Source organism: Pseudomonas sp. MAG002Y, assembly GCF_019400845.1.
In the GTDB taxonomy this organism is placed as follows: domain Bacteria; phylum Pseudomonadota; class Gammaproteobacteria; order Pseudomonadales; family Pseudomonadaceae; genus Chryseomonas; species Chryseomonas luteola.
In genome coordinates, this window is sequence record NZ_WOEJ01000002.1 from 287,292 (window position 1) to 299,061 (window position 11,770).

An 11,770-nucleotide genomic window follows, 5' to 3' on the forward strand; every position below is an offset into this window, starting at 1 on the left:
CCCTTAGAAGACCATAGGCTTTATATTAATTCAACTTGATTTAATTAATACGCGCTCCTGATGATGTAAACATGAGAAAGGCATCTACCAAACGCATCGTGACCACCGGCACCAATGCCGAACACGCCCGCCTGCATAATCGCCGGGTCATTCTGGAAGCCATCCGCCTGGGTGGACGGCTGACTCGTGCCGACCTGACAAGGCTGACCTCCCTTACCGCTCAAACCGTCTCGAACATCGTGACGGAGCTGCAGGAGGAGGGCGTGCTGCTCGCCCATGCGCCGGAAAAGGTTGGCCGGGGCCAGCCCCCGGTTCCCCTGTCGATCAACCCTCAGGGCGGCTATGCCATCGGCTTTCATGTCGAGCAGCATCGCATCATTGCCGTGCTGCTTGATCTACTCGGAGAGTGTCAGACGCAGGCCAGCCTGCCGGTCGATTACCCCACCTTTGACGAAGCGCTGCCCCTGCTCACTGAAACTGTTGGCCGCTTCCGGGCACAGTTTCCCTCGCATCGCTTCATCGGTGTCGGTATTGCCTTGCCTGGGCCGTTCGACGTGGAAGGCATCACTGCCGTTGGCCCAACGGCTCTATCCGGCTGGGATGACCCTGCCATTCCCTCGCGCCTTGAAGAGGCGCTGGAATTGCCCGTGCTTATCGAAAACGACGCAACCGCCGCCACCATGGGCGAGCGGCTACACGGCGTTGCCAGTGATCTGCAAAACTTTGTGCATCTGTTCATTGGCAGCGGTCTGGGGGCAGGGCTGTATCTGGAGAATCGCCTGTATCCCGGGCACTGGCATAACGCCGGAGAGATCGGCCACATGTCCGTCATTCCTGACGGCAAGGTCTGCTACTGCGGAAACACGGGTTGTCTGGAGCGATATGTGTCTATCGCCTCGCTGCTTGAACACCTGGGACAGACCGCCGATCAGGATATTGCCACCTGGGACTGCAACACCGCCGCCTTCAGGCAAGGCGTCGACGCCTGGCTGAATGAGGCCGTACCTGCCCTGCGACAAGCCATCAACATCCTCGAATCCCTCCTGGACCCGCAAACCATCCTTATCAGCGGTTTTCTGCCTGAGCCAATTCTCAAGCAACTGGTAAACCGGCTAGCGCCGCTACCCGTCTCGGTCAGCCGCCGGCCGGACCGTGAATACCCCCGCATCCAACTCGGCGCTGCGGGCCCGGACACGGTCGCCCTTGGTGCTGCCGCCCTGGTCATCCTGACCGAAATCAGCCCACATTACGAAACGTTGCTCAAAGCCGAAAGGGGATAAGAAACAAAAAAGCCCGCACAAGGCGGGCTTTTGGTGTTTCGCTACATGCAGCGCATGTCGAAACAGGTATCTGGCGCATCCGGCGGGATTCGAACCCACGACCCCTGCCTTCGGAGGGCAGTACTCTATCCAGCTGAGCTACGGATGCGTTACGAGGGCGACATGATACGCATGTCAGGGCGGAACGTCCATGCCCTGTTGCGCGTTCGTGTTTCCAAGCAAAATCAGCGGGTTGGCTTCGTAGCTTCTCTGACGGTTTATTTCTTCTATAAAGCAGCGTGCGTTGTTTTTATCGAACACATATTGCGCTTATGTTAGCGGAAGCCTAGCATGCGTTTGAGATTTTGAACGCTTGCCGTTTTAGTTTGGCAGGCGTTCGCCACGTCATCCATCGGCTCGTCCGGCGATGGGCCGTGTTCCGCTGTATACCGCCAATCATTGTCTCTTCATAACCCTTTGAATTCAGGGTGAGGGATGGTTATCGATTCGCGATAAAAGAGTTGAACGGAAAGCGCTGTTGCCTTTCCCATTCAGAATATCGTCAGCGGGGTTTAATAAAGTGGCCCCGTCGACACTGAAATCTCTTCGAGGAGACCTTCATGCAATTGAAAGATGCTTCACTGTTCCGACAGCAGGCTTACATTGATGGAGCCTGGATGGATGCCGACGGCGGCCAGACGATCAACGTGGGTAACCCGGCCACGGGCGAAACCTTGGGAACAGTACCAAAGATGGGCCGCGCGGAAACCAAGCGCGCCATCGAGGCTGCCGAGCGCGCCCTGCCGGCCTGGCGTGATCTGACGGCCAAGGAGCGTTCGCAGAAGCTGCGTCGCTGGTTTGAGCTGATGATCGAGAACCAGGACGACCTGGGTCGCCTGATGACGCTGGAGCAGGGCAAGCCGTTGGCCGAAGCCAAGGGCGAGATCACTTATGCCGCATCCTTTATTGAGTGGTTCGCTGAAGAGGCCAAGCGCGTTTATGGCGATACCATTCCCGGCCATCAGGCGGATAAGCGCATTATCGTTATCAAGCAGCCGATTGGGGTAACAGCAGCGATCACGCCCTGGAACTTCCCGGCCGCCATGATCACCCGTAAAGCCGGTCCTGCCCTGGCAGCCGGTTGCACCATGGTCATCAAACCTGCCAGCCAGACGCCATTCACCGCACTGGCTATGGCCGAGCTGGCCGAGCGTGCCGGCATTCCAAAAGGGGTACTGAGCGTGGTTACAGGCAGCGCGTCCGAAATCGGCGCCGAGCTGACCAGCAACCCGACTGTTCGCAAGCTGTCCTTCACTGGCTCTACCGAGATTGGAGCCAAGCTGATGGAGCAGTGCTCCCCAGGCATTAAGAAGGTGTCTCTGGAGCTAGGTGGTAACGCACCGTTCATTGTATTTGACGATGCCGATCTGGATGCCGCCGTTCAGGGCGCGCTCATCTCCAAATATCGCAATGCGGGCCAGACCTGTGTCTGCGTCAACCGTATTTATGTACAGGATGGCGTGTACGACGCGTTTGCCGAGAAATTCAAGGCAGCGGTCGAGAAGCTCAAAGTGGGCAACGGCCTGGAAGAGGGCGTTGCGATTGGCCCGCTCATCGACGACAAGGCGGCTGCCAAGGTCAAGGAGCACATTGAGGACGCCGTGTCCCACGGTGCCCAGGTGATCACAGGCGGCAAGGCTCACCAGCTGGGCGGCAGCTACTTTGAGCCGACCATCATGATTAACGTACCGGCAGACGCCAAGGTCTCGAAAGAAGAAACTTTCGGCCCGCTGGCTCCGCTGTTCCGCTTCAAGACGGAAGAAGAAGCCATCGCCCGTGCGAACGATACCGAGTTCGGTCTGGCCGCGTACTTCTATGCCCGCGACCTGTCCCGCGTCTTCCGTGTGGCTGAGGCGCTGGAGTCTGGCATGGTAGGTATCAACACCGGCCTGATCTCTACCGAAGTGGCACCGTTCGGTGGCGTGAAGTCGTCCGGCCTGGGCCGTGAAGGCTCCAAGTACGGTATGGAAGACTATCTGGAAATCAAATACCTCTGCCTGGGTGTTTGATCGCCACGGCGTCTGGTTAACAGACGTTGATGGCTGTCGGACCCCGGTTGGCCCAAGGCCAAACCAGTTTTCCGGTAGTCGTCTTGTAGTTCCCTCGCTCAGGGTGTCATCGCCTTGGGCGAGCAGTGTGATAACGCGCTACCTCCGGCGAGTGGCTGGCGTTGTTGGCAGTCGATCATCGTATGCTGCCCTGCGACCGGTGCTCGCTTTTACTCCCTATCTGGCTGACGATGAGCAGCTCAAGAGGACACCATGACTGATACAAACGCTTCCCTGATGCATCGCCGTAACGCCGCTGTACCCCGTGGCGTTGGACAGACTCACCCAATCTTTGTCGACCGCGCCGAGAATGCCAAGGTATGGGACGTCGAAGGCAACGAATACCTGGATTTTGCCGGCGGTATCGCTGTGCTGAATACCGGCCATCTGCATCCCAAGGTTGTGGCGGCCGTACAGGAGCAGCTGAAGAAGGTGTCCCATACCTGCTTCCAGGTACTGGCGTACGAGCCCTATGTCGCCCTTTGCGAAAAGCTCAACCAGCTGGTGCCGGGCAACTTCCCTAAAAAGACCGCACTGTTCAACTCAGGCTCTGAAGCCGTTGAAAATGCGGTGAAGATTGCCCGTGCAGCCACTCAGCGCGCCGGTGTCATCGCGTTTACCAGCGCCTACCACGGCCGTACCATGATGACTCTTTCGCTTACCGGCAAGGTCGCTCCGTACTCGGCTGGCATGGGTCTCATGCCGGGTGGTGTGTTCCGCGCTCTGTACCCCTGCGAGCTGCATGGCATCACCGTGGACGACGCTATTGCAAGCGTGGAGCGTGTGTTCAAGAACGACGCACAGCCGGGTGATATCGCAGCGATCATTCTTGAGCCGGTACAGGGCGAAGGCGGTTTCTATGCAGCACCGAAAGAATTCATGGTTCGCCTGCGCAAGCTGTGCGACGACCACGGCATTCTGCTGATTGCCGATGAGGTCCAGTCGGGCGCTGGCCGTACCGGTACTTTCTTCGCGATGGAGCAGATGGGCGTTGATGCTGATCTGGTCACCTTTGCCAAGTCTATCGCGGGTGGCTTCCCGCTATCGGGCGTTACGGGCCGCGCGACTGTGATGGATTCCGTGGGCGCTGGCGGCCTGGGCGGTACCTATGCCGGTAACCCGCTGGCGTGTGCGGCGGCATTGGCTGTCATCGATGCGTTTGAGGAAGAGAAGCTGCTGGACCGCTCCAAGGCTGTGGGCGAGCAGCTGACGGCAGACCTCAAGGCCATTGCTGCCAAGCACAAGGCGATTGTCGATGTGCGCGGCCTGGGTGCCATGATTGCGGTCGAGCTGGGTGAAGACGGTGACGTCCACAAGCCCAACGGTGCATTGGCCAGCCAGATTGTGGTACGTGCCCGTGAAAAGAACCTGATCATGCTCAGCTGCGGCACCTACGGGAACGTACTGCGTATCCTGGTTCCGCTGACTGTCAGCGATGAAGACCTGCAGCGCGGTATCAGCATTATCGGCGAGTGCTTCGACGAACTGGCCTGATCTGCTGCATGACAAGAACCGCCGCTTTCGCGGCGGTTTTTTATTATCTGGAAAAAAGTTGTCTGATGATTTAAGGCGCTGATTTAGAGCCTTTAGGCCGCTTTGTGAGACGTTCTGCAGCCTTTTCCTTGCAAGTCATACGATGACTTGTCTAGAGTCTGTCTTTCCTCTTCGAATGCTCCTGTGCTGTATGCAGCACGAGCGGCCAATGTGGGCGTTGCTGTCGGGAGGATGACAGGCCCGTCGCCACGTTTCGGCAGGCTATCCATAATAAGAACAAGGAGTAATGCCCCCATGGCTGATCAACAGCAGCATGGCGCTACGGCTGACGATACCCGTAGGCGCTTTCTCAAAACATCACTCGTCCTTTCGGCTGCGTCTGTAACCCTGGGCCGCTTCGGTCTTGCAGAAGCCGCAAGCCCCGAGCCGCTCAGTGAGCGTTACCCGGATCCGCTGGTTCAGGTGCTGGATGAGAGCTTTCTCAAATACCGCATTTTCAACGCGAGCATTGAAAAGCTCGGCACCGGCATGCGCTGGCTCGAAGGGCCGGTCTGGTTTGGGGATGGCCGGTATCTGCTGGTTAGTGATATTCCCAATAACCGCATCATGCGGTGGGACGAGGTTACCGGTAGCCTGAGCGTTTTCCGTGATTCTTCCAATTACTCCAATGGCTTGTGCCGGGATCGTCAGGGCCGCCTGTTGATCTGCGAAGGGTCAACCACTACCCATGAAGGCCGCCGCATCACGCGGATGGAATACGACGGTCGCATCACTGTTCTGGCGGATCAGTTCGAAGGCAAGCGCTTCAACTCGCCGAACGATATTGCTGTGAAGCGTGACGACTCCATCTGGTTTACCGATCCACCGTTCCAGGCCGACAGTAACTATGAAGGGCATAAGGTCCAGACCGAGCTGCCGCATGGGGTTTACCGCATCGATGGCAAGACGGGAGCGGTCACGCGGGTGATCGATAATCTGGCAGGGCCCAATGGCCTGTGCTTCTCGCCAGATGAAAAGACCCTGTATGTGGTCGAGGGGCGTGCCAAGCCGAACCGTCTGGTCTGGGCGTATGTGGTCAACGATGACGGTACGTTAGGTGAGCGGCGCAAGCATATTGAAGGTGTAAATTACGGGGCACTGGACGGTATCAAGTGTGACGAAGACGGTAATCTCTGGTGTGGCTGGGGAAGCCCAGGTGTCCCGGAGGCTAAGCCGGAGGAGCTGGACGGCGTGATGGTCTTCAATCCGGCCGGCAAGGCGATCGGTCATATCCGTTTGCCGGAGCGCTGCCCGAATCTATGCTTCGGTGGTTTGAACGGTAACCGCCTCTTCATGGCGAGCAGCCACTCGCTCTATTCGCTGTATGTGAATACGCGCGGTGCGATCTATTTATAGCAGGCAATAAAAAAGCAGCCAGCTGGGCAACGGCTGACTGCTTTCATAATAAGGATCAGCTGACGGTGGGGCGGAAATACAAAGCATCACCTCTGTGCAAGCCAATGAGGCTGTCGTGATCCTTGATGACCTCTGCCTCAATCAGCTCATCCTGACCATTCACGCGTAGCGTCACCCGTGTGGTCGCACCCAGCGGGCGAACATCACGTACCTCGGCAGGCTGATGCCCTGTAAGTGCCTCCCGGCTGATGGAGACTTCGTGGGGGCGGAACATGATCTCCGAGCCATTGACCTGCAGGCGGTTCGAGTCGCCCAGGAAGTGATAGACGAAATCGCTGGCAGGTTGCTCATACACCTCGCCCGGCGAGCCGATCTGCTGAATCACGCCCTTGTTCATGACCACGATACGATCTGCTACCTCCATGGCTTCTTCCTGGTCGTGGGTAACGAAAACGGAAGTCAGGTTGATTTCTTCATGCAGACGAGCCAGCCAGCGGCGCAGCTCTTTGCGTACCTTGGCGTCCAGCGCGCCGAAGGGCTCGTCGAGCAGCAGAATCTTCGGCTCTACCGCCAGCGCACGCGCCAGGGCGATCCGCTGACGTTGGCCGCCGGACAGCTGCTCAGGGTAGCGGTCGGCCAGCCAGTCCAACTGAACCATGTTTAGAAGTTCGTGGACCTTTTCGGCAATCACCTTCTCGCTGGGCCGTTCGCGCTTGGGCTTCATGCGTAGGCCAAACGCCACGTTGTCGAACACGGTCATGTGGCGGAACAGGGCGTAATGCTGGAACACGAAGCCTACGTTCCGATCCCGCACGTCACGGTCGGAGACATCCTCGCCATGAAAGACAATGTTGCCGTTGTCCGGTGTTTCCAGGCCCGCAATGATCCGCAGCAGGGTGGTCTTGCCGCAGCCGGAAGGGCCTAGCAGGGCGACCAGTTCACCGCTCTGGATATCAAGGTTGATGTCATTCAAGGCCTGGAAAGCACCGAAGCGCTTGCTGACATTACGGATTTCGATGCTCATCAATGCGTCTCCTGAGTGCTGTTCTGGTTGGCGAGGCGGCTTTCGCTCCACTGCTTGAGCAGCAGGGTCAGCAGGGCCAGGGCCAGCAGCAGCGAGGCCACGCTGAACGCGGCCACATGGTTGTATTCGTTATAAAGGATCTCGACATGCAACGGCAGGGTGTTGGTTACGCCACGGATATGGCCGGATACGACCGATACCGCACCAAACTCACCCATGGCACGTGCGTTACACAGCACCACGCCATAGATCAGGCCCCATTTGATGTTGGGCAGGGTGACATGCCAGAACATCTGCCAGCCGTTGGCGCCCAGCAGCCGCGCGGCTTCCTCTTCCTGCGTGCCTTGCTCCTGCATCAACGGAATCAGTTCGCGGGCGACGAAAGGAAAGGTCACGAACAGGGTCGCCAGCACGATTCCGGGTACGGCAAAGATAATCTGAATATCGTGATCCTGCAGCCACGGACCCAGCAGTCCTTGCGCGCCGAAGAGCAGCACATACACCAGACCGGCGATGACCGGCGAAACAGAGAAGGGCAGATCGATCAACGTAACCAGGATGCTCTTGCCACGAAATTCGTACTTGCTCACGCACCAGGCCGCAGCCACGCCAAACACTACGTTCAGTGGCAGCGATATACCGGTCGCAATGAGCGTCAGTTTCAGAGCCGACAAGGCATCCGGCTCGATGATGGCACTAAAGAACGTGCCGACCCCCTCTTTCAGAGCTTCCGACAGGACGATATACAAGGGCAGCAACAGAAACAGTGTAAATACGATCCAGGTAGCTGTGATCAGGATACGTCGCCCCCAGGGGCTGCCACGCCGAGCGGCACTGAGGGAGGATGGATTCGATGTGTTCATGGTGTTCCCTCAAGGATGCTCGATGCGGCGCTGCAGCAGGTTGATGCCCAGCAGCAGGATGAACGACACCACTAGCATCATCACGCCAATGGCCGTGGCGCCGGTATAGTCGTATTGATCGAGCTTGACCATGATCAGCAGGGGCAGGATTTCAGTCTTCATCGGCATATTGCCGGCAATGAAGATAACCGAGCCGTACTCACCCACCCCGCGGGCGAAGGCCAGGGCGAAGCCGGTCAGCCACGCTGGAAGAATCGCCGGTAACAGAACATGACGAAACACCTGCAACGGCTTGGCGCCGAGGCAGGCTGCCGCTTCTTCAATTTCCTTGGGAATGTCCGCCAGCACAGGCTGCACGGTACGGACTACGAACGGCAGCGTGACGAACACCAGCGCCAGGGTGATACCCAGCGGGGTGAACGCAATCTTGATGCCCAGCGGTTGGAGCAGGCTGCCAATAAGTCCGGCCGGAGCATACAGCGCCGTTAAGGCAATGCCGGCAACGGCCGTTGGCAACGCAAAGGGCAGATCGATCATCGCATCGATGATCTTGCGTCCGGGAAAGGTGTAGCGGACCAGTACCCACGCCAGCAGTACACCGATAACACTGTTGATAACAGCGGACGCAAACGCGGTGCCAAAGCTCAGGCGCAAAGCCGCCAATACACGCGGTGCGGTAATAATGGCCCAGAACTGGTCCCAGGTAAGCTGGGCGGCATGGACAAACATGGCCCCCAACGGAATCAGCACAAGAAGGCTGAGGTAGACAATGGTGTAGCCCAGGGTCAATCCGAAGCCGGGTATGACCGGGGAAGTACGACGCGACATAGTGTGTCCTTAGTCAGGCCCGCAGACCTGGCAAAAGGCCCCGGTTAGCCGGGGCCATTCTGTGGAGCTCATCCGGGCATCAGTGGCCCTGGTAGATTTGGTCGAAAATCCCGCCATCGTTAAAGAATTTGGGCTGCGCCGATTTCCAGCCGCCAAAGGCGTCATCGATGGTTACCAGTTCAAGCCTCGGAAACTGCTGGGCAAACTCGGCAGCCACCTTCTCGTTACGCGGACGGTAAAAGTTCTTCGCGGCAATACGCTGGCCCTCTTCACTGTACAGGTATTGCAGGTAGGCCTCGGCAATCTTGCGTGTCCCCTTGCGATCGACCACCTTGTCCACCACCGCTACCGGCGGCTCAGCCAGAATGGACAGTGACGGCACGATGATCTCGAGCTGATCGCCGCCTTGTTCCTTCTTGGCCAGAAAGGCCTCGTTCTCCCAGGCAATGAGCACGTCGCCCAACTGGTTGTTCACGAACGTGATGGTCGAACCGCGCGCCCCGGTATCCAGTACAGGGACATGCTTATAGAGGTCTTGCACATAAGCCTGTGCCTTCTCGTCAGTGCCGTACTGTTTCTTGGCCCAGGCCCAGGCTGCCAAAAAATTCCACCGAGCCCCGCCAGACGTTTTCGGATTGGGTGTAATGACTTCTACACCTTCTTTGGTCAGGTCGGCCCAGTCATGAATACCTTTCGGGTTACCCTTGCGCACCAAGAAAACAATGGTCGAAGTATAGGGCGTGCTGTTATCGGGAAGACGAGTCTGCCAATTATCTGGCAGCAGCTTGCCGATGCTGCTGATCTGGTCAATATCGCCTGCAAGGGCCAGCGTGACTACATCCGCCCGTAGCCCATCGATCACCGAGCGCCCCTGTTTGCCTGAACCGCCGTGCGAATTTTTGACGGTAACGCCTTCACCCGTTTCGCTTTTCCAATGCTTGGCGAACGCCGCGTTGTACTCCTGGTACAGCTCACGTGTCGGGTCGTAAGACACATTCAACAGTTCCGTTGCGGCTGCGACCGGCCCTGCAATCAATACGCTGGCCAGCGCGGCCAAAGCGAAACGGCGGATAAACATGGAGCGGCTCCTTGTGACTTTTTATTTAGAGTTGGCTACTAGGATAGACGGTGGCATGGCACGAACGTCGCATAGACGTTCAAGCCTTATTATTGGAAGGTAGCTGCGGGCGAAACTTTTCCTTGCGTTCAATCTGCACGACCTGCCCGTTATGCACGGTGATCTCGACCGAGCCGAAGCGCAGGCCCTGCAGAGCGTTTTGAATATCGTGAAGAATGGTGTCGTTGTGGTTATCCAGACTACGAAAGGGCGTTGCGCTCATGGAGTCTTCCTGATCGTCATGTCGTGTTAACGGCGTGAGCGCATAGTGATGGAAACGGCTTATTTCTTAAAATACTATTTAGTGATTTTCTTATGCTTTAATGTTTTAAGAAGCCGAGCGGTGACATTATTCGTAGCAAAAGCATGAGTAGACATCTGTAAATACTCAGTAATAATGGGCGAACGCCTGTTCACTGAGCGTATTCATTCTTACCCCCTCTGAGGTAATGCCAGCACTATGTGGTACAACGGCTTGCTCAATCTTTCAGTGTGGCAACTGATTGCGGTTACGCTGGTGCTCACGCACATCACCATCGTAAGCGTCACGGTGTATCTGCACCGTTATTCCGCTCATCGCTCGCTGGATCTTCATCCCGCGCTCAAGCACTTTTTCCGTTTCTGGTTGTGGTTGACCACGGCCATGAACACCCGTGAATGGACTGCCATTCATCGTAAGCACCACGCCAAATGCGAAACCGAAGACGATCCTCACAGCCCGGTTTTCAAGGGACTCAGTACAGTCGTTCGTAAAGGCGCCGAACTCTATAAAGAGGAAGCCAAGAACGAAGAAACCTTGCGCATCTACGGCAAGAACTGCCCGGACGACTGGCTCGAGCGTAACGTATACAGCCGTTATCCCAACGGCGGCATTCTGCTCATGTTCCTTATCGACATCGCCTTGTTCGGTACGCTCGGACTAAGCGTCTGGGCTATCCAGATGGCCTGGATTCCTTTCTGGGCAGCCGGTGTGGTCAATGGCCTGGGTCATGCTGTGGGCTATCGCAATTTCGAGTGCCGCGACGCGGCTACCAACCTGATCCCTTGGGGCATCATCATTGGTGGCGAAGAGCTGCACAACAACCATCATACCTATCCGAATTCGGCCAAGCTGTCGGTCAAGAAGTGGGAATTCGACATGGGCTGGGCCTGGATCAAGCTCTTTTCCTGGCTCAAGCTGGCAAAGGTCAATCGCGTGGCACCCATCGCGCATCGCGTGGAGGGGAAAGGGCTGCTCGATATGGATACGGCCATGGCGATTCTCAACAATCGCTTCCAGATCATGGCGCAATATCGAAAGCAGGTCATTGCTCCCCTGGTCAAGCAGGAGTGGCGCACGGCCGATCCAGCCAAGCGGCCGTTGATCCGTAGCGCAAAGCGGTTGCTGTCCCGTGAAACCAGTCTGCTCAAAGAGCGCCAACACGCTACAATTCAATCACTGCTCGAGCAAAGTCAGTCGCTCAAACTGATCTATGAGAAACGTTTGGCATTACAGCATATCTGGGTCAAGACCAGTGCCAACGGACATGACATGCTAGCGGCCATGAAGGAGTGGATTGTCGAGGCGGAGACAAGTGGCATCCAATCCTTGAAGGAATTTGCAGAGCATCTGAAGACGTACTCACTGCGACCAGCAACGGCTTCAGCGCTTTCTTAAATAAACTTGAACAAAAGCCCGCCAA

General features: G+C 57.1%; 10 protein-coding genes and 1 tRNA gene. 5 read left to right on the plus strand and 6 right to left on the minus strand.

The features are described from left to right. Positions 1 to 71: 71 nt before the first annotated feature. Positions 72 to 1,280 (plus strand): ROK family transcriptional regulator, encoded by a 1,209-nt coding sequence (locus tag GM154_RS04245; protein ID WP_219651093.1) that lies wholly within the window; start codon positions 72 to 74, stop codon positions 1,278 to 1,280. A 71-nt stretch (positions 1,281 to 1,351) separates the two neighbouring features. Here the strand turns inward: GM154_RS04245 and GM154_RS04250 are convergent. Then, a tRNA-Arg gene (locus GM154_RS04250) sits at positions 1,352 to 1,428 on the minus strand. 451 nt (positions 1,429 to 1,879) lie between these two features. Between GM154_RS04250 and gabD the strand changes: the two genes are divergently transcribed. The 3 genes from gabD to GM154_RS04265 all read left to right on the plus strand — a co-directional run bounded on the left by gabD (position 1,880) and on the right by GM154_RS04265 (position 6,256). Then, positions 1,880 to 3,328 (plus strand): NADP-dependent succinate-semialdehyde dehydrogenase, encoded by a 1,449-nt coding sequence (gabD, locus tag GM154_RS04255; RefSeq protein ID WP_010795683.1) that lies wholly within the window; start codon positions 1,880 to 1,882, stop codon positions 3,326 to 3,328. Positions 3,329 to 3,580: 252 nt separating this feature from the next. Beyond that, positions 3,581 to 4,861 carry a 4-aminobutyrate--2-oxoglutarate transaminase gene (gabT, locus tag GM154_RS04260; RefSeq protein ID WP_219651094.1) on the plus strand — a complete coding sequence of 427 codons (1,281 nt, stop codon included), beginning with the start codon at positions 3,581 to 3,583 and terminating at the stop codon, positions 4,859 to 4,861. A gap of 294 nt (positions 4,862 to 5,155) precedes the next feature. Beyond that, positions 5,156 to 6,256, plus strand: coding sequence for an SMP-30/gluconolactonase/LRE family protein (locus GM154_RS04265; protein ID WP_219651095.1), 1,101 nt, complete (start codon positions 5,156 to 5,158; stop codon positions 6,254 to 6,256). A 55-nt stretch (positions 6,257 to 6,311) separates the two neighbouring features. Here GM154_RS04265 and GM154_RS04270 read toward each other — a convergent pair whose 3' ends face one another. From GM154_RS04270 to oscA, 5 genes are all read right to left on the minus strand, one after another. Continuing rightward, positions 6,312 to 7,280 carry a sulfate/molybdate ABC transporter ATP-binding protein gene (locus tag GM154_RS04270; protein WP_074822213.1) on the minus strand — a complete coding sequence of 323 codons (969 nt, stop codon included), beginning with the start codon at positions 7,278 to 7,280 and terminating at the stop codon, positions 6,312 to 6,314. Beyond that, a complete protein-coding gene (gene cysW / locus GM154_RS04275; RefSeq protein WP_219651096.1) occupies positions 7,280 to 8,143 on the minus strand; it encodes a sulfate ABC transporter permease subunit CysW in 864 nt (287 codons plus the stop codon). Before cysW ends, GM154_RS04270 begins: the two co-directional genes overlap by 1 nt. A 9-nt stretch (positions 8,144 to 8,152) precedes the next feature. Then, positions 8,153 to 8,971 carry a sulfate ABC transporter permease subunit CysT gene (cysT, locus tag GM154_RS04280; protein WP_125887482.1) on the minus strand — a complete coding sequence of 273 codons (819 nt, stop codon included), beginning with the start codon at positions 8,969 to 8,971 and terminating at the stop codon, positions 8,153 to 8,155. A gap of 79 nt (positions 8,972 to 9,050) precedes the next feature. Then, complete coding sequence (locus GM154_RS04285) at positions 9,051 to 10,049, minus strand: sulfate ABC transporter substrate-binding protein (protein ID WP_219651097.1); 999 nt, start codon at positions 10,047 to 10,049, stop codon at positions 9,051 to 9,053. A 79-nt stretch (positions 10,050 to 10,128) separates the two neighbouring features. Continuing rightward, positions 10,129 to 10,311 (minus strand): sulfur starvation response protein OscA, encoded by a 183-nt coding sequence (oscA, locus tag GM154_RS04290; RefSeq protein WP_010795676.1) that lies wholly within the window; start codon positions 10,309 to 10,311, stop codon positions 10,129 to 10,131. Positions 10,312 to 10,548: 237 nt separating this feature from the next. On the opposite strand from oscA, the gene desA reads away from it, so the two are divergent. After that, positions 10,549 to 11,745 carry a delta-9 fatty acid desaturase DesA gene (gene desA / locus GM154_RS04295; protein ID WP_219651098.1) on the plus strand — a complete coding sequence of 399 codons (1,197 nt, stop codon included), beginning with the start codon at positions 10,549 to 10,551 and terminating at the stop codon, positions 11,743 to 11,745. Positions 11,746 to 11,770 lie beyond the last annotated feature (25 nt).